Here is a 26873-nt window from a genome sequence, read left to right on the forward strand (position 1 = left end):
TGACGGGGACATCCGCGCCCACTGACAGTGGGCACCTACCGGGAATCAATGGGCACCTACCGGGAATCAATGGGCACCTACCGGGAATCAATGGGCACCCACCAGGAAGCGGTGGGCACCTGCCAGGTACCGGCGTTATTGGGCCGGCACGCCCATTTCCTTCAGCAGCTCGGGCGCCGGGTAGACCTTGGCCAGCAGCCAGCGCAGGTAGCGCATGTCCACGTGCACGGCGCGCTTGTAGCGCGGGTCGAACCACCAGCTGGCGCTGACCGATTCCCAGTTGCTGTCGAAGTTCAGGCCGATCAGTTCGCCCTTGGCGTTGAGCACCGGCGAGCCGGAGTTGCCGCCGGTGGTATCCAGGTTGGTCAGGAAGTTGACCGTCTGGGTCTTCAGCGCCGGGTCGGCGGTGCTGCCGAAGTCACCCTTGGCAATCGCCGCCAGCAGCGGCTTGGGCGCATCGAACGGATAGGCGTTGGTGTTCTTCTCGACGATGCCGGCCACGGTGGTCACCGGCGAGTAGGTCACGCCATCGCGCGGGTGCAGCGCCTCCACCTTGCCGTAGCTGATGCGCAGGGTGCGGTTGGCATCCGGGTACACGGCGCGGCCCTGCTTGGCACGCCAGGCGAACAGCGCCTGCATGTAGGCCGGGCGCAGGCGCAGCTGCTCGCCTTCGCGGGTCTTGCTCTCGTTCTCGATGCGCAGCTGCGCGGCCACCAGCGGGCCGGCCACGGCGATCAGCGGATCGGCGGCCAGCGCCTTGCCTTCGCGTGCGGCGGCGAAGCGCGACAGGCGCTGCGCCTCGTCACCCAGCTGGGTGCCCGCATACAGGGTATCCAGCGCCTTGGCCAGCTGCTGCGGGGTACGGCCAAAGGCCGCGTCGAACTCGGCCACGCGCTGCGCGTCCGGCAGCTGCTGGTAGCGGGTCAGCAGGGTGGTCAGCAGCGCCTTCTCGACCTCCGGTGCGTAACGGCGCTGGACCTGCTTGAGCACGCCTTCGATCATCGCTTGGTCGCGCTGCTGGTAGCCGCTTTCGCGCTGCGCGTCCGGCTTGGCCGATTCGATGCGCAGGCGCTCCAGCAGCAACGCCGAACGCAGCAGCTGGCTCTGCGCGGCCATCTGGTCCAGCAGCAGGTCACGCTCGCCCACCGCCGCGCCCTGCGACAGGTTGGCCAGCAACGCCTTGATGTCGCCCTGGTACTTGCGGTCGGTGGCAGCGAGCATCGCCGTCTCGTCGGCAGCACGCTGGGCCTTGGCGTCGCTGCGCAGCAGGCCTTCCAGCTCGCCGGCGGCGCGCTTGCGGTTGTTCTTCAGCGACTGCAGCTGCGAGGCGTAGCGGGTGCGCGCCTGTGCATCCTTGGCGCTGGCGGCCTCGATGGTGTCGATCATCTGCTGGAACACCGACACGCGGCGCGGCAGCACGGTATCGATCTGGCCAGCGAATTCGGCCGCGGTACGATGGCGGTAGGTGATGCCCGGGTAACCGGCCAGCATCGCGTAGTCGCCTTCCTTCGGGCCTTCCACCGACATCTGCAGGTGTGCCGGCGCCTGGTAGGGCACGTTGTCCTTGCTGTAGGCGGCCGGCTTGCCGTCCTTGCCCACGTAGGCGCGCAGCAGGGTGAAGTCGCCGGTGTGGCGCGGCCACATGAAGTTGTCGATCTCGTCGCCGTAGTTGCCGATCGCACGCGGCGGCGCGTACACCAGGCGCACGTCGCTCAGTTCCAGCTGGGCGATCCGGTAGAAGTCGGTGCCGTAGTACATGTTGGCCACCGAGCAGCGCACGCTGCCGTCCTTCTCGCACTCGGCCACGATCTGCTTGCTGGCCGCATCGACGGCATCGAAGTAGGCGCGGCCGGTCTTGCCACGCGCCTGCGCCAGCACCTGGTCGGTCACCTTGTCGAAGCCGACGGTGACCAGCACGCGGAAGTCCGGGTTGGCCGGGCGCTCGTCGGCACGGTCCCTGGCGATGAAGCCACCAGTGATCAGGTCGTGCTCGGGCGAGCTGTTGTACTGGATCACGCCCATCGCCACGTGGTGGTTGGTCAGCAGCAGGCCGTCGGCGGACACGAACGAACCGGTGCCGCCGCCGGCACGCACCACGGCGCTCAGCGGCGGCGCAGTGACGTTGGCCAGGTCGGCCGGATTGCCCTTGAAACCTGCGGCCTGCAGCGGCTTGGCCAGTTCTGGCAGCTGGGTCGGCATCCACATGCCTTCATCGGCGTGGGCACCGGCGGCGAGGGTCAGGCCCAGGGCCAGGGCGGTGGGAAGGGCTTTGCGTGGTGACATGAGGCAATCCGGTACGACAGAACAGCCCGGGACCATAGCCCGTGGGGCGCTGTCGGGCAACGCCCGATGGTCAGGGGGTCGGGGCCACTCCTACAATCGCGGTTCCCTGCACAACGGACGTCAGCAGATGATCGTCGGTATCGATCTTGGCACCACCCATTCCCTCATCGGCATGCACACGGCAACCGGGCCGCAGCTGTTCCCCAATGCCCATGGCGAGCTGTTGACGCCGTCGGTGGTGAGCCTGGTCGATGGCGCCGTGCTGGTTGGCCAGCCAGCCCGCGACCGCCTGGTCAGCCATCCACAGCAGACCGTGGCCCACTTCAAGCGCTGGATGGGCAGCGATCGCGAGACCCGGCTGGGTGAGCGCAGTTTCCGCCCCGAGGAGCTTTCGGCCATGGTGCTGCGCTCGCTGCTGGCTGACGCCGAAGCCGCACTGGGCCACAAGGTGGAGGAGGCAGTGATCAGCGTACCGGCCTATTTCTCCGACGCCCAGCGCAAGGCTACCCGGGCAGCCGGCGAGCTGGCCGGCATCCGCGTCGAGCGCCTGATCAATGAACCCACGGCCGCCGCGCTGGCCTATGGCCTGCAGGAGCGTGACGGCGAAGGCTGCGTGCTGGTGCTGGACCTGGGCGGTGGCACCTTCGACGTCTCCATCCTGGAACTGTTCGACGGCGTGGTCGAAGTGCATGCCAGCGCCGGCGACAATTTCCTGGGCGGCGAGGATTTCCTGCAGGTACTGGTGCGGGCCTTCCATGCCGACCAGGGCACGTCCACCAGCGACCTGTCCGCTGCCGAACAGGCGCAGCTGCTGCGTCGACTGGAACTGTTCAAGCGCGAACTCAGCCTGAGCGGCGCTGCCAGCCTGCAGTTGCCCCTGGCCGGCAGCGAACGCCAGTGGCAGATGGACGAGGCGCGCTACACCCAGCTCTGCGAACCGCTGCTGCTGCGCATGCGTGGGCCCATCGAACGCGCGATCCGCGACGCCCGGCTCAAGCCCGACGCGCTGGACGACATCATCCTGGTCGGCGGTGCGGTACGCATGCCGATGGTCAGCAAGCTGGCGACCCGCATGTTCGGTCGGCTTCCGCTGCGCCATATCCATCCGGACCAGGCGATTGTCTTGGGCGCCGCCGTTGCAGCGGGATTGAAGGCGCGCGACGAATCCTTGCGCGAAGTCGTGTTGACCGATGTCTGCCCCTACACGCTCGGCACGCAGGTGTCCCGCCAGGATGCTGCCGGTGGCGAACGCAGCGGCTACTTCCACCCGATCATCCAGCGCAACAGCGTGGTGCCGGTCAGCCGCGAGGATCGCTTCTACCCGCTGCACGAGCGGCAGGACGCCATCCGTATCGACGTGTTCCAGGGCGAGAGCCCGACGGTGGATCGCAACATCAAGCTCGGTGAGCTGACCGTGCCGCTGACCCATTCTGTCCCGATGCAGGAGCGCAGCGTCACCGCCCGCTTTACCTACGACGTGAACGGGCTGCTGCAGGTCGAAGTCACTGAGGATGCCACCGGCAAGCGCCACGAGCTCATCCTGGAACAGAATCCCGGGCTGCTGTCACCCGAAGAGATCCAGCAGCGCCTGCGCGCACTGGAAGCGCTGAAGATCCACCCGCGTGACGCCCAGCCCAACCTCGCGGTGATCGCCCGCACCGAGCGCCTGTACGAGGAACGCATCCATCACCGCGAACAGCTGCAGTCGTGGCTGAGCAGCTTCCGCCATGTGCTGGAAGGCCAGGACGCCATTGCCGTCGAGCGTCATCGCCGTCAGCTGGACGAGGCACTGGACACCCTCGAGCGCGATGCATGAGCTGGGCACTTCACGTCCTGGAGCTGGACGAAGCCGCTGACGAGCGCGCGATCAAGCGCGCCTATGCAAATCGCCTGCGGGTGACTCGACCCGACGAGGATCCCATCGCCTTCCAGCACCTGCATGAGGCCTATCAGGCGGCATTGGACTGGGTCCGCCAGGAAGCGCTGGCCAATACCGCAGACGAAGACGAACCGGCGGAGCATGCAACCGACATCGCACCCTGGCCGCCCGACGCAGACGTGGCATGGGCGCCGCCCGAAACGCGTTCGTACTCGCCTCCATGGCCACCTCGCGGCACGCCTGTGCTGCTGCGCACGGCACAAGTGGCGGAACTGGAGGGAGCGGTCCACGTATCGGGCCATGCGCACACGATCCTGCGCATGGCCCATCTGTCTTCCCCTGAAGACTTCGGCCCCTGGCTGGAGGCCACGCCGGTGCTGTGGTCGCTGCGCTACAAGCCATTGGTGGGCGACGCGCTGCTGGATGAACTGGCACGCAGTCACAACAGCGTCAGCGCAGCCAACATGGGTCTGCTGGCACGCTGCTTTGGCTGGGATGATGTACACGATGGCGTGGATCCGGACAGGCTGGCATCGATCCAGTCGCGCGGTCATCGACGCTGGGCCGCCGAGACCGGGAATGCGGCAGAGCTGTCGGCACTGCTTGAACAAGAGGGCAGCCTGCGGTTGGGGAGGATCACAGTCAGTCGTTGCCTGCGCTACCTGTCGCAGCCATGGAACCTGCGGCGATCCCTCTGGCAGGCGCAGCTGCCCGAGCACATCAGTGAAGTCAACGCGCTGCTGGATGCCATCGAGTCGGGGGGAAGCGAGCAGTTGCCCGAGGCATGGCATCCGCAGCAGATCCTGTTCTGGCGAAGTCTTGCCGACGTCTCCCGGCCCAGGCGGTGGCGCTGGCAGGTGAACGCGCTGCGTGGCGTGCTGCTGGGCGTCTGCAGCCTGTTGTTCTTCGGTGGAATCGCAGGTGTCTCGTTGGTCCAGGGAAAGGCGGGCGAAGCCTCGATATTCGTCCAGATGGGGGCGCTCCTGGGCCTGCTGCTGGCGGTGATGGGAGTACTGTGGGTGCCTGTTCGCTGGGCGCTGCGCCAACTTACGCTTGACCTCACTCATCGGCGTGCAGGGCTGCTGCTGGCCCTACCTGCGCCGTTGATGGCGATCGGCAGCCTGGTTCTTGTCCATGGCCTGGGCCACCGCATGGAGGGTACGCTGCTGATCTTCATGGCACTGCCCTTGGCGACTGCGCGCCTGTGGCGACGCGTCGGTGCCCGGATGCGATTCGGAGTCCGCCACGGCGTGTTCATGGTACTTGCCATGCTGATCGCCGAAGCAGGCATCGTTCTCACCCTGCTGCAGTGGGGCGCCGAGTTCGTGCACCGCGCGCGTCGTCACGCGCCGATTGACCGGCTTCCGCCGGCCTCTGGAAACACTGCGTGAACCGGGCGCTGGACGCTCTCGGGCTCGACGCCAGCGCCGACGAACGGGCGATCAAGCGCGCCTACGCGCAGAGACTGCGCGCGGCGCGCCCGGACGAAGACCCGGTGGCATTCCAGACGCTGCACGAGGCTTATCAGGAAGCGCTGCGGTGGATACGCAACCGTGCGCAGTGGCAGGAGGAAAGCAGTGCAGAAGCGCTCGCGACCACGCCTGCGGACAACAGCCCGCCCGAGCCACTGGCGCCGTACGACAGCCATTCGCCGATGGACCACATGCCGGAGCTGCATCATCCATGCACGCTCGACACCGACATGCCGGACGATGTGGTGGAGCCATCATTGAACCTGCCCCGGTTTGCGCGCCTGCTGATCAACACCGCCGGCGACACCGACCCGGCCAGCTTCGAGCACTGGCTGGCCGGGCGTCCGGAGCTGTGGTCATTGGCCGACAGGCCACGTATCGGTGACGTGGTCCTGCAGCAGCTGCTGCACCAGGGCGGCCCGCTGTGCGAGTCCAATTTCGATCTGCTCGGTCGATACTTCTGCTGGAATGAGATCCGGGCTGATATCGATCCCTACCGGGTCCGTGCACGACGCAGCCAACTGCATCGCCACTGGCAGCTGCAGCCGCGCAACCATGCGGCCCTCACCACAGCACTGGACCGACCGCAGGATCGGGTGTCCCCCCATGAAGCCCGTGCCCGCGTGGAACGCTTGACCCGGCCGTGGCACTGGCTGCAATCGCTGCTGTCGTCCTGCGTGCCCGGGCGCGCAGGCACCATGCGGCGCACGATGCAGCATCTGGGGGTGCATACCGTCCGCGACACGCTGGCGCCACTGGACGCGGATCAGGTCGCCTTCTGGCTGGCGATATCGCAGCCCAGGCGCTTCAACATCCCGAAGTTGCAGGTCGCGATTGTCCGCTGCCTGCTGGGCGCGCTGATCGTACTGGCGGTTCTGGCGGTGCTGGCACTACTGGGTGATGCCGTGCGACCACGTGCGCTCAACACGTCCGGCATGAAACGCGCGGCAATCCATGCCTCGGCGGTCATCGTGTCCGGCGCCCTCATGCTGGCGCACTTCGTGGGGTGGACTCCATCGCGAACGGCGTCCGCGCCAACACCGGCCGAACCACCGTCGCCGCTCGATGGGCAAGGCGTGCTCACGCACGGGCCTCGTCCGCGCAGGCCTGCTCCCTCATTCGCAGTCGTGAGCCAGCTGGACCCTGGCACCGGCAACGGTTGAATGGCGGCGGGTTACTTCTCCCGCCGCCAGTTGATCGAACCACGGTTTTCCACCGTGCTCGACTCCACTTCCACGTCGAAGCCACGACGCAGCAGGTACTTCAGCGTGATCACCGAACCGGCACCGACCAGCGACACGCCGTAGCCGACGTACAGCTTGGGCGAGATGTACTTGCCGACGCCAATCACCGAGCCGCCCAGCGCGCGCGACTGGCTCACGCCGGCATCGTCCAGGCCCAGCTTGGCGCCCAGCTGCGAGGCCAGCAGGCCGCTGCCAGCCGAGAGCGCCGCCGAGGCCGCGTTGACCTGCTGGGCCTGGTCGCTGCTGGCACCGGTCAGGCTGCGCCCCAGCACCAGGTAGGCCAGTGCCTCGGACTGCGACATCGCCGGCTCGGACCACACGTCCGCGCGCGGCTGCTGCGCACGCCCGGTCACGTCGATGCCGGCGGTGACATCACCGATCCGGCGCTCGGCACGGATGTTGATGCGCGGGTCGGACACCGCGTTGTAGTTCCAGGTGAGGTTGCCACGGGTGATGGTCAGGTCCTGCCCATACGCCTTGTAGCGACCACTCACTTCCAGGCCACCATTGGCGGTCATTTCGCGGCCAGGCTTGGCCCAGACCTGCATCTTGCCGGTCAGTGCGCCCTTCAGGCCGAAGCCGGTCATCTTGACCTTGTCGCCAAGACTGACGGTCAGGTCCATGTCCAGCGGCGAGGTGCGCGACTCTTCCGGGTCGGCCGGGTCCAGCACCACCACGTCCTCGGACACCGAGGTGCCACGATCCAGGCGTTCGAGATCGATGTCGGCCTCGGGCACGTGCACGGTGCCGCGCAGCTCCATCGCCGCCTTGGCCAGGGTGAAGTCGAGGTCGGGGTTGGCGACGATGCGCAGCTCGCTGGTGTTGGACAGCAGCACGTTCTCGCCGTGGATCTTCAGCTGCAGCGGCTGTGCATCACCAAACCACGACAGACCACCATCCACGTACAGCGTGCCCTGGCCCGAGTTGGCCTGCGCGGTGATCTTTGCCGAACCGTCGGGCTGGGCCACGAAGCTGCCCTTGCCCTGGTCGAAGGTCAGGCCCAGCGCGGGGAATTCGCCCTTGAAGTTGCTCAGCTGGGCGTCACCGCCCAGCGATGGCTGGCCGCGCGTACCGCGCAGGCTGACGTGGCCCTCGATCAGGCCGGTCGGGCGCACGATGTCCGGCGAGAACAGCTCCAGCCAGTAAAGTCGCGACATGTTGAGGTAGAGCTCGCCGTTCAGCGGCGCACTGGCCTCCCAGCCGGTCTGCATCCTGGCATCGACGAAGCCGTTGCCCTGGAAGCCCATGCCCAGGTAGCCCTTGATGCTGGCCGGGGTCATGTCGAGCTTGAGCGAGAACTGGTCATAACGCACCAGCTCGCCGCGGGTGGTATCCCCCACGGTGTTGCGGTTCTCGCCCAGGCGCACGCCGCCTTCCTTCGAGCGCACCTCTACATGGCCTTCCCAGGCATTGCCGCGCGGGCGGATCTGCGCGTCCAGGCTGACATCGCCACGCAGGTAGATGCGGCGGCCGGACTGCGGCGGCAGCCACGGCTGCACCAGCGCCAGCGGCAGCGCATCACTGCGCACCACCAGGCCCTCACGCGGCCAGTTGGCCTGTGCGCACAGCGCGCCGCTGCTGGCCGCGGCCAGGCAGGCTTCGGACAGGGTGTAGGTGCTGCCGTTGATCGCGAACGCCGCCGGTGCACGCAACGACCAGGCATCGCCCTTCACCGGTGCGATACGCAGCGACGCCAGTTCGCCGCGCCACTGCGCGCCCTGCTGGCGGACGCTGCCCTGCAGCTCGATAGCGCCCATCTCGTTGCGGGTCTGCGCGGCCAGGCGCAGGTTGGAGACACTGCCCTGCGCATCCACGTTCAAGCGTTCCAGCAGCATGCCGGCGTTGACCTGCTGGCCCTGCACCGCCAGCGTGCCGCTGTCGCCGCGCCATGGCAGGTGGCCCTTGATGCTCACGCTCTCGGCGCCGTAGCCGTCCCAGTTGAGGTTGTTGCCGACCAGGTCGGCAGTGATGTCCGGCGCATCGCGCGGGCCCTTCACCTGTACCTGTCCACGCAGGCCGCCATCGGCGCCGGGCAGCAGATCGCTCAGCTGCAGCGGTTCGAAACGCGCGTCGATGTCGAGGCGATCACCCACCTTGCCCGACGCGGTCACCCGGCTGCTGCCCAGCGACAGCTTCAGATCGCCCTGGCCCTGCGCGCCCTGCAGCGCGAACTTGCCCTGTGCGTCGAGATTGCGCTGGCGCAGTATGCCCTTCAGCGACGGCAGGTCGACGGTGGCTTCCAGCGTGCCGGCCGTGCCCGGCGGCGCGTTTGCCGGCGGCGGCAGCTGGCGGCCCTTGGAGGCCAGGTTGCCGGACAGGCGGCCGTTCCAGCCCGGCACGAAATAGCCGGGGTCGAAGTCCTTCAGCGTGGCCTTGGCATCCCAGTCCAGCTGCGGTGCCCACGCCACCTGGCCTTCCACCTGCAGCTGCCCACCCGGCGTCTGCGCCTGCAGCTGGTGGATCGACGCGGCCTGGTCATTGCCGCGTACGTCGAACTGCAGCTGTGCCTTCTGCTTTTCGCGTTCGACATCGGCACGGCCGATCGCGGCCCACGCCTTCAAGGTACCGGCCAGGCCGAAGCGCGCTTCCTTCAGGGTGACCGGCACCGGTGCGCTGCCGGCCGTGTTCGGATCGGGCGCCGGCACGTAGGTCAGGTCATGGGCGACCACCGAGAAATTGAGTTTCTGCTGGTCTTCCTGGCTGAAGTCGGCGGTGCCTTCCAGCCGTGCCTCACCGCCAAGCCCTTTCACCAGCAGGGGCGACACCTTCAGCACCTGGTCCTGCAGCGACACCACCGACGGCGCCAGCTCCAGCTCCTGATCACCCTGCTTCACCTTGCCACGCAGGTTGGCGTTGCCGCCCTTGCCAGCCGCGGTGAAGTCCAGTGCGAGTGGTGCGATCGCCGAGCTGGCCAGTGCCGGCGACAGCAGCGCCAGATCCAGTTCGTCGCTGCGGATGCTGGCGCTCCAGCTCGGATCGGTGCGGCCATCGAACACCAGCATCGCGTGCAGCGGCTTCGGCGCGCGCCCGGCTACGGCCACTTCCATGTGCGCCAGGTCACCGCGTGCCACCAGCCCCACCGTCGCTGCGGTACGGCCACGCGGGGCCGGCAACACTGCGGTGACGGTCACGTCGGTGTCGTAGTCCTTGGCCGGGATGTAGCGGCCCTGGGCGGTGAAATTGCCCATGTCGCTGTCCACGACCAGTTTGTGCGCCTGGAACTCGCCGTTGGCGATCTCGATGCCACCCCGCACACGGCTGATGTCGATCACCGGCTCGTTGGCCTGGCTGATGCGGAAGCCGTCGATGGCAATGGCATCGGCCTGGATCGCCAGCGGCATTTCGATCTGCGGCAGCGAATCGGGCCACGACGGCAGCTTGAACGGCTCGTCACTCTTGGCCAGGTTCAGCGTCGCGTTGGTCAGCTCCAGCTTGTCCAGCAGCAGCTTGCGGCCCAGCAGCGGGCGCAGGTCCGGCTCCAGGTGCGCGCGCTCGGCGTGGAAATGGATGTCGTCGTAGCGGAAGTCGACGTTGTACAGGGTCAGCGGACCGGCCACCGGGCCGTCCACCTTGTCCCAGGTGAAGCTGGCGCCCACCGGCAGCCGCGCCACCACCTGTGCCAGCAGCACATCGCGGCCGGCCACGGTCTGCAGCAGCCAGTACACCGCCAGCAACGCCAGCAGCACCAGGCCGATCACGCCCACGCCGGACCACGCCCAGAAGCGGCGGCGGCGGTAGAAACGCACGCGCGGCGGCGGCGTGTTCGGGGTGGGTGCGGGCGTGCTCACAGGTCCGCTCCGATGTTGAGGTAAAGCTGGAACTGCGAATCCGGGTTGTTCAGGCCATGCGCGATATCCACGCGCACCGGGCCCACCGGCGATTTCCAGCGCACGCCGAAGCCGACGCCGGTGTGCAGATCAATGGTGTTGTCGAAGGCGCTGCCGGTATCGACGAACACCGCCGCGCCCCACGGGCCGCCATTGAAGTAGTGCTCGTACTCGGCCGAGCCGATCACCAGGTTCTTGGCGCCCAGCGCGTATTTGTCGGGTTTGGGTGTGCGCGGGCCGACTTCGCGGTAGGCGTAACCGCGGATGCTGCGGTCACCGCCCGCGAAGTAGCGCAGGCTCGGCGGCATCGCCACCAGATCGCTGGTCCAGGTGGTACCCCCCTCGCCGCGCAGGATCAGGCGGTTGCTTTCACCCACCGGGATGTACCAGCGCAGCACGGCGTTGGCCTGCACGAAGCTGGTGTCCGAGCCAGCACCTTCAACGCCGGCGCGCATCGTCGCAGTACCGCTGATGCCCTTGCGCGGGAACATCTCGTCGTCGACGTTGACGTAGTCGGCAACCATCTGCGGGTACACCAGCGTCGAGGTGTTGTAGACGGCATCGGTGAATTCAGTGCCGGAGGCATAGCGCCAACGCTCGCGCAGTGCGTTGATCGAGGCGATCGCGGTCCAGTGCTCGTTGATCTCGCCGCTGCGGCTGGCGATCAGCTTGAAGTTGCGCAGGTCGATGTAATCGGTCTGCTCGTCATACGCACTGGCGGCGAAGGTGTACCAGCCGTCAAGCCAGTTGAAGGCGGGGATGCGGTAGCTGGTCACCAGGCTCTTGCGCTTCTGCGCATAGTCCAGCTGCGTGTTCATCTTGTGGCCGCGGTTGTTCAGGAACCGCCGCTCGATGCCGCCGCGCACACCCGGACCACTCTCGCTGCCGTAGCTCAGACCCGCGGTATAGATGGTGCGCTTGGCGCGGGTCAGCTTCACATCCACCGGCACTTCGCCGTTGGCATCGGCCTGGTCGGGCCGTGGCTGGATGTCGATCACGCTGAAGTAGTCCAGCTTGGTCAGCGACTCGCGCAGCCGGTCCAGCTTGCCCTCGTGGAAGTAGCTGCCCTGTTCCCAGTACACCAGCGGGTCGAACAGCTTGTCGACGAAGTAATCCTGCTCGAAACGCACCGGCCCCATGTTGTAGCGGCGGCCGCTGTCCCAGGTCAGGTCGATGTCGGCTGCGTTGTCGGCGCGGGTGATCTGCACCTGGCGCTGGGTGTAGTCGGCATCGAAGTAGCCACGCTCGGCCAGGCGACGGGTGATGGTGATCTTGCTGGCTTCGTACTGCGTGTGCTCGAAGCGCTGGCCCTTGCGGGGCTTGAATGCGGCCAGGTCGTCCTGCAGGTACTGGTCATACATCGCCGGCCCGGTGATGTCGATGTGCTCACGGCGCACGGTCACCGGGGTGCCCTTGTCGACATGGATCAGCACCCGCACATGCTCGTCCTCGCGCGGCGCCTCGACCTTGATCACCGGGTTGTAGTACCCGAAGGGTTCCAGTGCCTGGCGGGTCTGCCGCTCGGCCTGTGACAGCAGGTACTCCAGGCGCGATTCGCCCTGTTCCTTGCCGATCGTGTCGTACAGCGACAGCGATTCCTGGATGTTCTCGATGATTGCGGCGTCGTCGCCCTTGTCCAATCCCTTGATGTCCACCTTGTCGATGGTGCCGCGCGCGTGGGCCACGGAGGTGGCGGCCAGCGACAGGACCATCAGCGGCAGGGCGTATTTCTTTGGCTGCATGCGGCACAGCATACCGACCGAAGGTGACGATGCGAAATGCATCACGTCATTCGGGATCGGTTGTTAAGTGGCGGTCAAAATACGCGCCTTTGTGGCGATCCTCGTGATCGCAGGCGAGGATGCCGGCATCGTGCGCGATGCCGGCGATGACCCCGATGGACATCCGCCGACGGTGTTCCGGTAGTGCCGGCCGCTGGCCGGCAATCCACAGGTCGATGCGATGCGCGGTGGCAATGCCGGCCAGCGGCCGGCACTACCGATACGGGCATCAGCTCGACAGATGCTCGATCGCTGCCACCTTGCCCAGGCGCTCGCCCAGCATCGTCAGCAGCGCCAGGCGGTTGCCACGCAACGCCGGATCTTCCGCATTGACCATCACGCCATCGAAGAACGCGTCGACCTGCGGGCGCAGGCGGGCCAGGCGCGCCAGCACCGCCACGTAATCCTTCTGATGCAGGCTGGCGCCGGTGTCGTCGATGGCCGCAGTGACCGCTTCAGCCAGCGCGCGCTCGGCGTCTTCCTGCAGCAGCGCCGGGTCGATCTGGGCCGGAATGTCGCCTTCAGCCTTGCGGAGGATGTTGCGGATGCGCTTGTTGGCCGCAGCCAGCGCCTCGGCTTCCGGCAGCGCGGCGAAGGTGCCGATCGCGTCCAGGCGGCGGTCGAAGTCATACAGCGAGACAGGCTTCAGTTCGGCCACCGCATTGAAGTGCGTGGCTGGCACGTTCTTGTCGCCGTAATAACCCTTCAGGCGGTCGAGGATGAAGTCGTACAGCTCGCCGACGTCGGCCTGCACGTTGCGTGCGGCCAGGCCGGCGTTGGCGCTGGCCAGCAGTGCGCGCAGGTCCAGCTCGAAGCCGCTTTCGATGATCGTGCGCGCCAGGCCCAGCGCATTGCGGCGCAGCGCGAACGGGTCCTTGTTGCCGGTCGGCTTCAGGCCTGCGGCGAAGCCGCCGGCCAGGGTGTCCACGCGTTCGGCAATGGCCAGGACCTTGCCCAGCGGCGACAGCGCGATGTCATCACCACCGAAACGTGGCTGGTAGGCCTCGTCGATGGCCAGCGCCACCTCGGCCGATTCGCCACCGGCCACGGCGTAGTGGCGGCCGGCGATGCCCTGCAGCTCCGGGAACTCGTTGACCATGCGCGACTGCAGGTCGTTCTTGGCCAGTTCGGCAGCCCGCCTGGCCTGCGCGGCATCGGCACCGACCTGGGGTGCGATCACTTCGGCCAGTGCAGCCACGCGCGCCACCTTGTCGGCCACGCTGCCCAGCTTGGCCTGGTAGGTCACCGTCTTCAGCCCCTCACCCATCGACACCAGGCCCTGCTTCAGGTCCTCGTCGAAGAAGAACTTGGCATCGGCGAACCGCGGACGGATCACCCGCTCGTAGCCCTTGGCCACTTCGGCCACGTTCTTCGATTCGATGTTGGCGATGCCGATGAACTTCTCGGTCAGCGTGCCTGCCGCATCCAGCACCGGGAAGAACTTCTGGTTGATCTCCATCGTCTCGATCAGCGCTTCCTGCGGCACCGCCAGGAACGCGCGCTCGAAGCTGCACAGCACCGCCGACGGCCATTCGACCAGGTTCACCACCTGCTCCAGGTTGTCGTCGGTGATGCGGGCGCTGCCACCGGCCTTGGCCGCAGCGGCCTCGACCTCGGCGACGATGCGCGCGCGGCGCTCGCTCGGGTCGACCAGCACGAACGCGGCGCGCAGCGCTTCAACGTAGTCCTGCGGCTGCGCCAGCGACACCGCCTGGTCATGGTGGAAGCGATGGCCACGGCTGACGCGGCCGGCCTGCAGGCCGAACAGTTCGGCCTCGACCACGTTGGCGCCGTGCAGCAGCACCAGCCAGTGCGCCGGGCGCGCGAAGCCCCAGGCGTGGTCGCCCCAGCGCATCGGCTTGGGAATCGGCATCGCCGCGATCGCCTCGCGCAGGATCTCCGGCAGCAGGCTGGCGGTGCTCGCGCCCGGGGTCACCGCGCGGTGCACGAAGCGCTCGCCCTTGTTGTCGGTGGTCTTCTCCAGCGCGGTCCAGTCGATCCCGGCCTTGGCGGCGAAGCCCTGCAACGCCTTGGTCGGCTGGCCTTCGGCGTCCAGCGCAATGTTCAGGTACGGGCCCAGCACTTCGCTGTGCTGCTCCGGCTGTTCCAGACCGACGCCCGGCAGCAGCACGGCCAGTCGGCGCGGGGTCGACAGCGGGCGCGCATCGCCCAGTTCCAGCGCGACGCCGCGCTTGCGCAGGCCTTCGACGACACCGTCGAAGAATGCCTGGGCCAGGCCCGGCAGCGCCTTGACCGGCAGCTCCTCGGTGCCCAGTTCGATCAGCAGGGGGGACAGTTGGCTCATCGGTTCGATCCTGTGGTGGGGGCGCAGCGCGCAACGCGTCCGGCGCCCCGGGTAGTTGATGAAAAGCGGGTCGGTGCGGGAGGGCCGTCAGGCCTTCTTCGCGCCCGGGAAGCCCAGCTTCTCGCGCTGCTCGTAGTACGCCCTGGCCACCGCCTGGGCCAGCGCGCGCACGCGCAGGATGTAGCGCTGGCGCTCGGTCACGCTGATCGCACGGCGCGCATCCAGCAGGTTGAAGGTGTGGCTGGCCTTCATCACCTGCTCGTAGGCCGGCAGCGGCAGGTTCACTTCCACCAGCTTCTGCGCCTCACGCTCGCAGGCGTCGAAACGGTGGAACATTTCTTCCACGTCGGCGTATTCGAAGTTGTAGGTGCTCTGCTCCACCTCGTTCTGGTGGTAGACGTCACCGTAGGTCACCGGCTGGCCGTCCGGGCCGTAGGTCCAGATCAGGTCGTAGACGTTGTCGCAGTTCTGCAGGTACATGCACAGGCGCTCGAGACCGTAGGTGATCTCGCCCAGCACCGGGCGGCATTCCAGGCCACCGGCCTGCTGGAAGTAGGTGAACTGGGTCACTTCCATGCCATTGAGCCAGACTTCCCAGCCCAGGCCCCACGCGCCCAGCGTCGGCGATTCCCAGTTGTCCTCGACGAAGCGCAGGTCGTGCACCAGCGGGTCGATGCCCAGTGCCTTCAGCGAATCCAGGTACAACTGCTGGATGTTGTCCGGCGCCGGCTTCATCGCCACCTGGTACTGGTAGTAGCGCTGCAGGCGGTTCGGGTTCTCACCGTAACGGCCATCGGTCGGGCGCCGCGACGGCTGCACGTAGGCCGCATTCCAGCCTTCCGGACCGATCGCACGCAGGAAGGTGGCCGGGTGGAAGGTACCGGCGCCCACCTCCAGGTCGAGCGGCTGGATGAGCACGCAGCCCTGCTGGGCCCAGAACTGGTTCAGGGTCTGGATCAGGCCCTGGAAGGTGATCGGAACGGTCGGGGTCGCGGACATGCGTACGAGTCTTGGCCGGCAAGGGGGTGCGCTAGTATAACGGCCGACCTGCGGGGCATTCCGTACCCGGGAGGAGCAGGCAGATGGAACATCGGCTGCCGGCAGGCACGCCCGGCGAGGCGGACGGCGTCCCGCTGCCCTGGGGACGGCTGCATTTCGAGCAGATTGCCGCGGCCCTGACCGCCGATGGCCTGGTGGCCGAGCAGGACCGCGAGCGCATGCGGTTTTCCGCACAGGGCGCGCGCAACGCCAGTGAAGTGCATCCGCTGGTACTGCTGTCCAACCTCAAGCTGGCCGCCACCGGCGGCGGCGAACTGACCCTGGAACGCCTGACCGAGTGGCTGGCGCAGCGCACCGGCAGCCGTTACCTGCGCATCGACCCGACCCGGGTGGACGTCGCTGCGGTGACCGCGCTGGTGTCGCATGCCTACGCCCGCCGCCACCGCTTCCTGCCGCTGGCGGTGGATGCCGAGCGCGTGCTGGTAGCCACCAGCGAGCCGCTGGTGCAGGAATGGCGTCGTGACCTGCAGCACCTGACCCGCCGCCGCATCGAGCTGGCGGTGGTCAACCCGCTGGACCTGCACCGTTACACCATGGAGTTCTACGGGGTGACCCGCTCGGTGCGCGGCGCCCGTGGCGATGTGCGCGGCGAGGCCAGCACCACCCTGCCCAGCTTCGAGCAGCTGGTGGAGCTGGGCCGCACCGGCGACGTCAATGCCGACGACCAGCACATCGTGCACATCGTCGACTGGCTGCTGCAGTACGCCTACGAACAGCGCGCCTCGGACATCCACCTGGAGCCGCGCCGCGAGATGGGGCGCATGCGCTTCCGCATCGACGGCGTGCTGCACAAGGTGTTCGAGGTACCGCCGGCGGTGATGACCGCCGTGGTCAGCCGCATCAAGGTGCTGGGCCGCATGGACCTGGCCGAGCGCCGGCGCCCGCAGGATGGCCGCATCAAGACCCGCTCGCCGGGTGGCCGCGAGGTCGAGATGCGCCTGTCGACCATGCCCACCGCCTTCGGCGAGAAGTGCGTGATGCGCATCTTCGACCCGGATGCCGCGTTCAAGAGCATCGACCAGCTCGGTTTCAGCCCGCAGGAGGCCGCCGGCTGGAATGCGCTGGTCGAGCGCCCGCACGGCATCGTGCTGGTCACCGGCCCGACCGGCTCGGGCAAGACCACCACCCTGTATTCCACGCTGAAGCGGCTGGCCACGCCGGACGTGAACGTGTGCACGGTGGAGGATCCGATCGAGATGATCGCGCCCGAGTTCAACCAGATGCAGGTGCAGGCCAACATCGACCTGGACTTCGCCAGCGGCGTGCGCACCCTGCTGCGGCAGGACCCGGACATCATCATGATCGGCGAGATCCGCGACCTGGAGACCGCACAGATGGCGGTGCAGGCCTCGCTGACCGGCCACCTGGTGCTGTCCACCCTGCATACCAACGACGCGCCCTCGGCGGTCACCCGCCTGCTCGACCTGGGCGTGCCGCATTACCTGCTGGCCAGCACCCTCAACGGCATCCTCGCCCAGCGCCTGGTGCGCACGCTGTGCCCGCACTGCAAGCAGCCGCACAGCCTCGGCGCGGCCGATTGGGCGGTGCTGGCTGATAGCCATGCTGCATATCCAGATGCCGCCACGCCCTGTCGGCCGGTCGGTTGCCTGGAATGCCGGCGCACCGGATTCCTCGGCCGCATCGGCCTGTATGAGTTGCTGCCATTGGGTTCGCGGCTGCGCGGGCAGATCCGCGCCGACATGGACCTGGCCGGTTTCACCCGTGCCGCGCGGGCTGAAGGGCTGCGAACCCTGCGCCAGGCCGGGCTTGAAAAGGTGGCGCAGGGGCTGACTACAATCGAGGAAGTCCTGTCAGTGCTGCCGCCCCCGGATGAACCCAGCCCCGTTCCTGATCCTTGAAACCGGCCGACCGGTGCCGTCATTGCGCCGCTACGGGCGCTTTCCGCACTGGATCCGCGTCGCTGCCTGGCTGGAAGAACACGAGACGGTGGTGGTCGATGTCGAGCACGGTGGCGCCCTGCCCGACCCTCATGCCTTCGCCGGCGTGCTGGTGACCGGCTCGGCCGCCTTCGTCACCGACCATGCCGACTGGAGCGAGCGCAGCGCCGCGTGGCTGCGCCAGACCGCCCACGACGACCTGCCGGTATTCGGCATCTGCTACGGCCATCAGCTGCTGGCACATGCGCTGGGTGGCGAGGTGGCCTACAACCCGGCCGGCCGCGAGTCCGGCACGATCGAACTGGAACTGCAGCCGCAGGCCGCGCAGGACCCGCTGTTCCAGGGCCTGCCGCAGCACTTTGCCGCCCATGCCACCCATCTGCAGACCGTGCTGCGCGCGCCCGATGGTGCCGAGGTGCTGGCCCGTTCACCGCTGGATGGCTGCCATGCCTTCCGCTGGGGCCGCCAGGCCTGGGGCGTGCAGTTCCATCCGGAGTTCGCCACCCACCACATGCGTGGCTACGTGCGTGCCCGCGCCGACTGCATCGGCCGCCACGGCGGCTGCGCCCGCAGCATCGAGCGCGCGGTCAGTGCCGCGCCGCTGGCCCGCCAGCTGTTGCGCCGCTTCGTCCGCCAGGCACGGCTGTCTTCAGCCCAGCCGGTGGCAAAACAGGGATAATCGGCGGCACGGGCAGCCGCCCGGCCCCCTCCTGTCCTTCCCGGATGTCCATGAAAGAGATTCGCAAGCTGCCGGCTTCGGCGGGCGCCCAGTGGTTGCTGGATACGTTCTCCCTGTACCGGCGTGCGCCGCTGCAGCTGGCCCGGATCGGCCTGACCTGGCTGCTGGTGAGCTGGGTGGTCACCTTGTTGTCGACGCTGATTCCTGGCGCTGCCGGCATGGCCGTGCAGCTTATGACGCTGGCCATTTCGCCGATCATGTTCGGCGGCATGCTGTATGCCGTGGGCGAGATCGATGAAGGCCGCCCGGGCCTGGCCTCGCACCTGCTGCAGCCGATCCGCGACCACCGCGTCAGCCACCTGCTGGTGCCGCTGGCGATCCAGGTGCTGGCGGTGCTGCTGCTGGGCGCGCTGCTGTTCCTGATGATCGGCCGCGAGGGCTTCACCGCCTTCAGCGAGGTCATGACCAAGATGGAAGAGATCAGCCGCAGTGGCCAGCAGATCAAGCCGGATGACGCGGCCGCGCTGGTTGCCAACCTGCCGGCCAAGCGCATCGCGCTGTGGATGCTGCTGGTGTTCCTGAGTGCGGTCGCGCTGTCGCTGGCGATGTTCACCCAGCCGGCGCTGGTGGTGTTCGACAAGCAGAGCGGCATGCACGCGCTGCGCCTGAGCCTCCAGGGCTGCATCGAGAACATCGGCGCGATGATCGTGTTCGCCGCGCTCGGCCTGATCGCCGCGTTCTGCATGTACATCCTGTTCGTGATCGTGATCCAGATCGCGATGCTGATCGGCGGCCCGCTGGCCGCCGCCTTCATCGCCCAGCTGGTACTGACCACGGTGCTGATGCCGCTGTATGTCGGCGCGGTCTACGCTGCGTGGAAGCAGATGTTCGTGCACCGCGGCAGCCGCGCGGCGCCGCCGATCCCGACCACGCCGACCTCCAGCGACGTGTTCCACGCCTGACCAGAACGCAGGTAGATCCACGCCATGCGTGGATAGAAAAGGGGACGGAGGGGATTAAGTCGTTTTTGCCTTTAACGACATAATCCCCTCCGTCCCCTTTTTGTCTTTCAGGCGGCGGGCTTCTTCACTACCGACGACGGCACCAGCCAGCGTGCGGCGTGGATGCCCAGCTCGTACAGCAGGCACATCGGAATCGCCAGCATCAGCTGCGACACCACGTCCGGCGGGGTCAGCACCGCCGCCAGCACGAAGATGCCGACGATCGCGTAGCCGCGGCCTTCCTTGAACTGCTGCGGCGTCACCCAGCCCAGCAGCACCAGGATCACCATCGCCACCGGCAGTTCGAAACTGCCACCAAAGGCGAAGAAGATCGCCAGCACGAAGTCCAGATAGGCATTCGCATCCGGTGTGATTGCGATCACGTCCGGGCTGAAGGTGGTGAGGAAGTGGAACACCGCCGGCAGCACCAGGAAATACGCAAAGGCGCAACCGGTGTAGAACAGCAGCACCGATGACACCAGCAGCGGCACCGCCAGGCGCTTCTCGCGTGCATACAGACCGGGCGCGACGAACGCCCACAGCTGGTACAGCAGCCACGGTACCGCCACGAACAACGCGACGAAGAAGGTCAGCTTCAGCGGTGCGAAGAAGGCACCGGCCGGGTTGGTGGCGATCATCGTCTGCCCGTTCGGCAGCTGCGAGACCAGCGGTTCGGCCAGCGCGTTGTAGAGCTTCTGGGTGAACGGCAGCAGCGCCAGCAGCACCACGCCCAGGCCCAGCAATGCGCGCACCAGCCGGCCGCGCAGTTCCACCAGGTGTTCTACCAGCGAGCTCTCGCCGAAATCCTGTTCACTCATGGGTGGCGCTCCGTGCTCTGCGCCGGCGGCGGCGTACCAGTTTCAGCGGGCGCGGCCGAAACCGGCTCGGCGGCACCACCGTCCTGCGCTGGTTCAACGGCATCGGGCGCGGCGCTCATGTGCGGCGGCAGATCCGCGGGCGCCGGTGCACGGACGTGCTGCACCAGGTCATCGCCCTGCTGCTGCGCCTGCTGGGCTTCGCGACGGATCGCTTCACCGCTGGCGCGCAGCTGGTTCTCGGTGTCCTGCATGCCCTGGCGCACATCCTGCATCTGCCGCTTGATGTCCTCTGCCTGCAGTTCGCGCTCCAGTTCCTGTTTCACCGAATCCCATTGATTGCGGGCGCGACGCACCCACAGGCCGGCGAAGCGGGCCGCCTTGGGCAGGCGCTCGGGACCGAGCACCACCAGGGCGACCACTGCAATCACCAGCAGTTCGCTGAAGCCGATATCGAACACCGCAACCGCTCCGGATCAGCGAGCGTTACGGTCGTGCTCGTCCTGCGCGGTGCGCGACGCGTCCTGGCTGCGCGACTCATCGCCCAGCTGCGCGTTCGGCTTGTCCTCGTCGCGCATGCCCTTCTTGAATTCCTTGACCGCCGAACCGAGGTCCTTGGCGCCGCTGGTCAGGCGCTTGGTGCCGAACACCAGCAGGACGATGGCCAGCACGACCAACCAATGCCAGATGCTGAAACTGCCCATAAAGACGCTCGTTACGTTAGTGATCAGGCTGTCGAGCATAGCGCACCGGCTGTCAGCCGGCGCGCGTGACGAAAGTCAGTTTCCGCCCAGCGTTTCCGTACGGATCTCGCCGTCATTCACCGGCTGGAAGCCCTGCTGCTGCGGCGGCGGGGTCTGCGGCACGTTCTGCAGCGGCGCGGTGGTGGCCTCAGCCGGCGCAGCCGGTGCTGCCTGAACAGGCGCCGGAGCAGCTGCCGGGGCGGCAGCCGGGCGCGGCGCGCTGCCGCCGTTGCCGCTGCGGTTGTTGCGCGCCGCGTAGGTGGCCTCTTCCAGGCGATCGCGGAAGGCGACCACATCCATCGACGGCGAACCGGCGGCGCGGCCTTCGAAGATCATCCGCGGCGTGGTGTTGCTGCCGTAGGCGTCCAGATTGGCGGCATCGTCGATCTGCAGCACCGCGCCATCCAGCGCGACGCCGGCAAACAGGCCGCGGGCGCGCGACCAGGACCAGATCTCGGCCTTCAGCTGGCCGTCGGTGGCCGCGGCGGCGTTGCGGCCCACCGGACCGGCGGCGACGCCAGCGTCGGCACCCAGCGTGAACTTGCCGTTGACCAGGTTGTCCAGGCTGCGGTCGTTGCGGAACACCAGCACCACATCGGAGGACTGCACGCCGGCCTGGAAGCCGATGCTGCCGCCGGTGAGCTTCACGAACACCGGGTTGGACCAGGCGCCGTTGGGCATGCGCACCGACATCAGGCCGTGGCCACGACGGCCGCCAATGACCAGACCGGCCTTGATCGTGTCGGGAATGACGATGACCGCGCGGCCTTCGTCCAGCAATTTATCCGGAATGCCCTGTTCAGGGATTTCCTGGATTTCAGCCAGCACGCGCACGGCATTGCGCGCACGCTGGTCTTCCTGCGGCCCGGCCATGGCCTGGCTGGACAGCAGGCTGGCGGCGATCAGCAGGGCTTGGATCGGGCGACGCATGGCAGGCTCCAGAAGTCAGTCCATAGGAAGATATAGCAAGTGACTGAAATTAGTAGCGTTGTCATGAATCCCCAATGAGCGTTCCCTGCTCACATTGATGCGCGCTATGCCCGCAATCCGAACCCTGCATCCCGGCGCGACACCGGATCGGCGACAATACCGCCCATGCTCGACGCACCCGATACCGCCGTGCTGGCGGTCAACCTAGGCACGCCCGAGACGCCGACGGCCCCCGCCGTACGCCGTTACCTGGCTGAATTCCTGTCCGACCGCCGCGTGGTCGCGATCCCGCCACTGCTGTGGCAGCCGCTGCTGCGCGGACTGATCCTGCCCCTGCGCAGCAGTCGTTCGGCGGCCAAGTACGCCCAGGTCTGGCTGCCCGACGGCTCACCGCTGATGGTGCATACGCGCCAGCTGGCGCAGGCCATGCAGGCCCTGTTGCCGACCCTGACAGTGCGTCATGCGATGCGTTACGGCGAACCCGCGCTGGCCAGCGAGCTCGACCGCCTGGCAGCCGACGGTGCGCGCCGCATCGTGGTGCTGCCGCTGTATCCGCAGTACTCCACCACCACCACTGCCTCGGTCGAAGACCGCGTCGATGCCTGGCAGCGCCGCAATCCTGGCGTGACCGTCAGCCTGGTGCGCGACTATTCGGTCGATCCGGGCTGGGTCGAGGCCGTGGCCGGCTCGATCCGTCGCTACTGGGAACAGCACGGTCGCGGCCAGATGCTGATGTTCTCCTTCCATGGCATCCCGCAGCGCCTGGCCGATGCCGGCGATCCGTATCCGCAGCGCTGCGAGGCCAGCGCACAGGCCATCGCCAAGGCGCTGGAACTGGGCAGGGACGAGTGGCAGATGGGTTACCAGTCGCGTTTCGGCCGCGAGCGCTGGCTGCAGCCGTATGCCGAGCCCAGCCTGTGGGCGCTGGCCGAATCCGGCGTGAAGCAGATCGACGTGGTGTGCCCCGGCTTCGCCACCGACTGCCTGGAGACGCTGGAAGAAGTCGCGCTGGGGTTCACCGAAACACTGGCCGAGCGCGGTGCGACGATGCGCTACATCCCCTGCCTCAACGCCGAACCGGAGCACGCACGCGCGCTTGCGCGGCTGGCCGTGGCCTCGCTGGCATGAGTCTGCAACCGTTTGAACTGGAGGTCGGTGGCGCGCGCGTCGCCGGCCTGCGCAACCACGGCGATGGCCCGCGCGTGCTGGCCCTGCACGGCTGGCTCGACAACGCGGCCAGCTTCGTGCCGCTGGCGCCGCACCTGTCGTCGCTGCAGCTCGTTGCCATCGACCTGCCCGGTCATGGCCACAGCGCGCATCTGCCGGCCGGTACCAGCTACACCACGGCCGCCGCGATCTGCCACGTGCTCGACGTCGCCGATGCACTGGGCTGGGACCGCTTCAACCTGCTCGGCCATTCGATGGGCGCCGGCATCGCCAGCCTCACCGCCTCGGTCAGTGACCGCGTCGAGCGCCTGGTGGCGATCGAAGCGCTCGGCGGCCTGCGCGGCCCCGAGGAAGAAACCGCCAACCGCCTGCGCGAGCATGTGAATGCCACGCGCGCACTGGCACGCAAGCAGCTGCGCGTGTTCCCCGACCTCGCCGCGCCGATCCGCGCACGGATGATGACCAACCAGCTCAGCGAGCACTGTGCACGGCTGCTGGTCGAGCGCGGCGTGGAACCGGTCGAGGGTGGCTACCGCTGGTGCAGCGATCCGCGCCTGATGCTGCCCACTGCGATCCGTCTCAGCGAAGGCCAGATCGACAACCTGCTGCAGGCCATCGCCTGCCCGACGCAGGTGATCTATGCCACGCCAGCGCAGTCCTACTACCCCGAGCCGATGCGCAGCGATCGCCTGCAGCACCTGCGCGATGGGCGGTTGGCGGTGTTTCCCGGCAACCATCACCTGCACATGGAAGATCCGGAACAGATCGCAGGCGTGATCCTGCGCTTCTTCAGCAACGACAACGCGGGCTGAGCAGAGGTATCCGCGCGCTTCACTCTGCGCGTCTGCGGCCGATACATCAGTTGCGGGCCCCTGCGTCCGCAGCACGCAGGTCCGGTCGGGCCTGCGGCGTGTGTCTGGTTCTGCAAGGAAGTCCGCATGCCTGCTCCATTGCACCGTCACCCACAGGATGTGGCCGCGGTGTCCCGTCTCCGCGTCGCTGATCGCGTCGCATTCCCCGAATTCCCGGCTCGCGCCCTGGTCACGCACTCCTGCGTGCGCCGCGGCGTGGCCGTTGTCGTCTGCTGATCCAGGAGTCGCCGATGTCCGTTGCATCCTCCCGTCCCCCCGATACCGCCCGCCTGCCGCACCTGCAGCAGCTCGCGCACCGCGCTGACCGCCGCCTGCTGATCGGCAGCGCGGTACTGGCCTTGGCTGGCCTGGCGCTGGCCCTGCGCGGCCCGCAGGTGCAGGCCGCCGCGTTGGCGGCCGTCGCCGTGCTGCCAGCCGCGTGGTTGGGCGGGGCCCAGGCGGGCCGGGCCATCGCCCGCAACGGTCTGGCGTTGCTGTTGTCGCTGCAGCTGGCCGTGTTGTGCGCGATCATCAGCCTGTCGCCGGCATTGCCGATTGCCCTGCTGCTGGGCGTGCTGCTGGGCCATCGCGATCGCCTTCCGGTGTGGCTGGCCGGTGGCGTCGGTACGCTCGCCCTGCTGGCACCGCTACAGGGCGGTGCCGCGCTGTGGCCGACGCTGCTGCAGGCCGGCATGCTCGCGGGCCTGACCCTGTTCCTCGGCCAGGTCGCACTGCGCCTTCGGCAGCAGACCGAGGCCCTTGGCCACGGCCCGCGTCGGCTTGCCGCGCTCGCACGCGATATCGCCACCGGTGCCGATCTTGGCGCGCATGCCGATACCGGCGCCTATGCGCCGGGTTCACTGGCCCACGCCCTCGCCGACACTGCACGCCACGTGCAGGCCCAGCGTGGGCGCGAAGCCGCGTCACATGCCGAGAACGCGCAGATCCGCCAGGCCCTCGATGCCTCGCGCACCGCGATGATGATCGCCGACAACGACCATGTGATCCGCTACGTGAACCGCTCGGTGGTGGCACTGCTGCGCAACCAGCAGGCGACGTTGCGACAGGCCTTCCCCGATTTCGACGCCGAGCGCCTGGTCGGCAGCAGCATCCATCGTTTCCACGCCAACCCGGACCGCATCCGCGCGATCCTCAACGGCCTGCAGGTAGCGCACAACGGCAAGGTGCAGATCGGCCCGGTGCACTTCGCGCAGGTGGTCACACCGGTGTTCGACGCGCAGGGCGTGCGCCTGGGCTTCGCCGTGGAATGGCATGACCGCACGCATGAGCTCGCGCTGGAGAATGCCGTGGCCGGCATCGTCGCAGCGGCAGCGGCCGGTGACCTCGACCAGCGCCTGCAGGCCACTGAAGGCGCCAGCTTCCTCGATGGCCTGACCGGTGGCATCAACCAGCTGCTCGATACGCTCGGCAGCACCGTCAACGAAGTACGGCAGATGCTCTCGGCACTGGCCAACGGCGATCTGGATCGGCGCATGCACGGCGAGTATCACGGCGCCTTCGCTGCCATCCAGCGCGATGCCAATGCCACGGCCGGGCAGTTGGCACGCATGGTCGGCCGCATCCAGGAATGCGCGGCGTCGATCAGTACCGCCGCCAGCGAGATTGCCGCCGGCAACGGCGCGTTGTCCGAGCGCAGCGAGCGCCAGGCAGCGCACCTGCAGGAGACCGCAGCATCGATGGAGGAACTGACCGCCACCGTGCGCCAGAACGCCGCCCATGCGCGTGAGGCCAGTGCGTTGGCCGCCTCCACGCAGAACGCTGCCAGTGACGGCAACACGGCCATGCAGCGGGTGGTGGATACCATGCAGGCCATCGAAGGTGCCTCGAAGCGGATCGGCGACATCACCGGCGTCATCGACGGCATTGCCTTCCAGACCAATATCCTGGCGTTGAACGCAGCGGTGGAGGCGGCACGCGCCGGCGAGCAGGGCCGAGGCTTTGCCGTGGTGGCCAGCGAGGTGCGCGTGCTGGCGCAGCGTTCGGCGGCGGCCGCACAGGAGATCAGGAAGCTGATCGACGAAGCGGGACGGCAGGTGGGCGAAGGTGCCCAGCTGGTGGCCGATGCCGGCCAGCGCATGCAGGGAATCGTCGGCGGCGTGGAGGATGTCAGCCACCTGATGCGCGAGATATCCGCGGCGTCGCAGGAGCAGTCGATCGGTATCGAGCAGATCAACCAGACAGTGGTGCAGATGGATCAGGCCACGCAGCAGAATGCGGCGCTGGTGGAAGAAGCCACCGCTGCCGCACGCGAGTTGCAGTCGCAGGCGGGGACGCTCACCGAGGCGGTGTCGGTGTTCCGTCAGCAAGAACCCCACGAGGTCTCCCGGGTCGCCTGATCCGGGCCTTCCATTCGAGTTTGATCAGGACGGCGCCCGCAGGGCGCCGTCTTTTTATGCGTGACCTGCCCCTGGTAGTGCCGGCCGCTGGCCAGCAACCGATTGCTGTGTGGGCCTGCTGTTGGTAGCGGCCAACCTTGGTTGGCACCGCTGCTCCTCGCAGGGGGTATCCACGCATGGCGTGGATCTACCGGGCGATGTAATGCCATCGGGTTGCCGGCCAGCGGCCGGCACTACCCGGTGTTTACCGCGCACAAAGTTGCCGGCCGCTGGCCGGCAATCGATTGCTGTGTGGGCCTGCTGTTGGTAGCGGCCAACCTTGGTTGGCGCCTTGGCTCCTCGCAGAGGGCATCCACGCATGGCGTGGATCTACCGGGTGATGTAATGCCATCGGGTTGCCGGCCAGCGGCCGGCACTACCCGCATTTACTGCGCACAAAGAAAAACCCCGCTGCGTGAGCAGCGGGGTTCTCGGGTGTAAACCCTGGCGATGACCTACTCTCGCATGGCTTGAGCCACACTACCATCGGCGCAGCTGCGTTTCACTTCCGAGTTCGGGATGGGATCGGGTGGTTCCACAGCG

Annotated in this window: 18 protein-coding genes and 1 rRNA gene; 9 read left to right on the forward strand and 10 right to left on the reverse strand. The window is 67.6% G+C overall.

Going from position 1 to position 26873, the window contains the following annotated elements; genetic code table 11:
- Positions 1-135: 135 nt before the first annotated feature.
- Positions 136-2283 (reverse strand): S46 family peptidase, encoded by a 2148-nt coding sequence (locus tag AC5P6S_RS17980; RefSeq protein WP_012481642.1) that lies wholly within the window; start codon positions 2281-2283, stop codon positions 136-138.
- Between the two features lie 127 nt (positions 2284-2410).
- Here AC5P6S_RS17980 and AC5P6S_RS17985 point away from each other — a divergent pair, with 127 nt between their 5' ends.
- The 3 genes from AC5P6S_RS17985 to AC5P6S_RS17995 all read left to right on the forward strand — a co-directional run bounded on the left by AC5P6S_RS17985 (position 2411) and on the right by AC5P6S_RS17995 (position 6797).
- Positions 2411-4099 (forward strand): molecular chaperone HscC, encoded by a 1689-nt coding sequence (locus AC5P6S_RS17985; protein ID WP_012481643.1) that lies wholly within the window; start codon positions 2411-2413, stop codon positions 4097-4099.
- Between the two features lie 305 nt (positions 4100-4404).
- Positions 4405-5553: a heat-shock protein gene (locus tag AC5P6S_RS17990; protein WP_172986132.1), complete on the forward strand. Its 1149-nt coding sequence runs from the start codon at positions 4405-4407 to the stop codon at positions 5551-5553.
- A complete protein-coding gene (locus tag AC5P6S_RS17995; RefSeq protein WP_495204697.1) occupies positions 5550-6797 on the forward strand; it encodes a J domain-containing protein in 1248 nt (415 codons plus the stop codon). The genes AC5P6S_RS17990 and AC5P6S_RS17995 overlap by 4 nt, the downstream gene beginning before the upstream one ends.
- A gap of 11 nt (positions 6798-6808) precedes the next feature.
- Here AC5P6S_RS17995 and AC5P6S_RS18000 read toward each other — a convergent pair whose 3' ends face one another.
- The 4 genes from AC5P6S_RS18000 to glyQ all read right to left on the reverse strand — a co-directional run bounded on the left by AC5P6S_RS18000 (position 6809) and on the right by glyQ (position 15790).
- Positions 6809-10666, reverse strand: a complete 3858-nt coding sequence (locus tag AC5P6S_RS18000; RefSeq protein WP_076739431.1) for a translocation/assembly module TamB domain-containing protein — start codon at positions 10664-10666, stop codon at positions 6809-6811.
- Positions 10663-12459: an autotransporter assembly complex protein TamA gene (locus tag AC5P6S_RS18005; RefSeq protein ID WP_005414924.1), complete on the reverse strand. Its 1797-nt coding sequence runs from the start codon at positions 12457-12459 to the stop codon at positions 10663-10665. Before AC5P6S_RS18005 ends, AC5P6S_RS18000 begins: the two co-directional genes overlap by 4 nt.
- A gap of 256 nt (positions 12460-12715) precedes the next feature.
- Complete coding sequence (gene glyS, locus AC5P6S_RS18010) at positions 12716-14791, reverse strand: glycine--tRNA ligase subunit beta (protein WP_012481648.1); 2076 nt, start codon at positions 14789-14791, stop codon at positions 12716-12718.
- Positions 14792-14878: 87 nt separating this feature from the next.
- Positions 14879-15790, reverse strand: coding sequence for a glycine--tRNA ligase subunit alpha (gene glyQ, locus AC5P6S_RS18015; RefSeq protein WP_012481649.1), 912 nt, complete (start codon positions 15788-15790; stop codon positions 14879-14881).
- Between the two features lie 83 nt (positions 15791-15873).
- On the opposite strand from glyQ, the gene AC5P6S_RS18020 reads away from it, so the two are divergent.
- The 3 genes from AC5P6S_RS18020 to AC5P6S_RS18030 are packed head-to-tail and all read left to right on the forward strand — an operon-like array spanning position 15874 to position 19389.
- Positions 15874-17709 (forward strand): GspE/PulE family protein, encoded by a 1836-nt coding sequence (locus AC5P6S_RS18020; RefSeq protein ID WP_005414929.1) that lies wholly within the window; start codon positions 15874-15876, stop codon positions 17707-17709.
- The gene (locus AC5P6S_RS18025) at positions 17681-18427 is read left to right on the forward strand and encodes a glutamine amidotransferase (RefSeq protein WP_495204698.1); all 747 of its coding nucleotides are present in this window, start codon (positions 17681-17683) and stop codon (positions 18425-18427) included. The genes AC5P6S_RS18020 and AC5P6S_RS18025 overlap by 29 nt, the downstream gene beginning before the upstream one ends.
- A gap of 50 nt (positions 18428-18477) precedes the next feature.
- Complete coding sequence (locus AC5P6S_RS18030; protein WP_005411674.1) at positions 18478-19389, forward strand: BPSS1780 family membrane protein; 912 nt, start codon at positions 18478-18480, stop codon at positions 19387-19389.
- A gap of 107 nt (positions 19390-19496) precedes the next feature.
- Here the strand turns inward: AC5P6S_RS18030 and tatC are convergent, their stop codons facing one another.
- The 4 genes from tatC to AC5P6S_RS18050 all read right to left on the reverse strand — a co-directional run bounded on the left by tatC (position 19497) and on the right by AC5P6S_RS18050 (position 21916).
- The gene (gene tatC / locus AC5P6S_RS18035) at positions 19497-20246 is read right to left on the reverse strand and encodes a twin-arginine translocase subunit TatC (RefSeq protein ID WP_005411675.1); all 750 of its coding nucleotides are present in this window, start codon (positions 20244-20246) and stop codon (positions 19497-19499) included.
- The gene (gene tatB / locus AC5P6S_RS18040; protein ID WP_012481652.1) at positions 20243-20704 is read right to left on the reverse strand and encodes a Sec-independent protein translocase protein TatB; all 462 of its coding nucleotides are present in this window, start codon (positions 20702-20704) and stop codon (positions 20243-20245) included. Before tatB ends, tatC begins: the two co-directional genes overlap by 4 nt.
- A gap of 15 nt (positions 20705-20719) precedes the next feature.
- The gene (gene tatA / locus AC5P6S_RS18045; RefSeq protein ID WP_005420453.1) at positions 20720-20947 is read right to left on the reverse strand and encodes a Sec-independent protein translocase subunit TatA; all 228 of its coding nucleotides are present in this window, start codon (positions 20945-20947) and stop codon (positions 20720-20722) included.
- Positions 20948-21022: 75 nt separating this feature from the next.
- Positions 21023-21916, reverse strand: a complete 894-nt coding sequence (locus AC5P6S_RS18050; RefSeq protein WP_005411678.1) for a lipid-binding SYLF domain-containing protein — start codon at positions 21914-21916, stop codon at positions 21023-21025.
- A gap of 165 nt (positions 21917-22081) precedes the next feature.
- Between AC5P6S_RS18050 and hemH the strand changes: the two genes are divergently transcribed.
- The 3 genes from hemH (at position 22082) to AC5P6S_RS18065 (ending at position 26291) form a co-directional block, all read left to right on the forward strand.
- Positions 22082-23044: a ferrochelatase gene (hemH, locus tag AC5P6S_RS18055; RefSeq protein ID WP_012481653.1), complete on the forward strand. Its 963-nt coding sequence runs from the start codon at positions 22082-22084 to the stop codon at positions 23042-23044.
- Entirely contained in the window at positions 23041-23895 is an 855-nt protein-coding gene (locus AC5P6S_RS18060; RefSeq protein ID WP_012481654.1) for an alpha/beta fold hydrolase, read from the forward strand. Before hemH ends, AC5P6S_RS18060 begins: the two co-directional genes overlap by 4 nt.
- A 290-nt stretch (positions 23896-24185) precedes the next feature.
- Positions 24186-26291, forward strand: a complete 2106-nt coding sequence (locus AC5P6S_RS18065) for a methyl-accepting chemotaxis protein (RefSeq protein WP_065183649.1) — start codon at positions 24186-24188, stop codon at positions 26289-26291.
- A 481-nt stretch (positions 26292-26772) separates the two neighbouring features.
- On the opposite strand, the gene rrf is transcribed toward AC5P6S_RS18065, so the two are convergent.
- Positions 26773-26873 (reverse strand): 5S ribosomal RNA (rrf, locus tag AC5P6S_RS18070); the annotation flags it as partial.

The sequence above is a fragment of the Stenotrophomonas sp. YJH_SMC_119 genome (genome assembly GCF_059368315.1).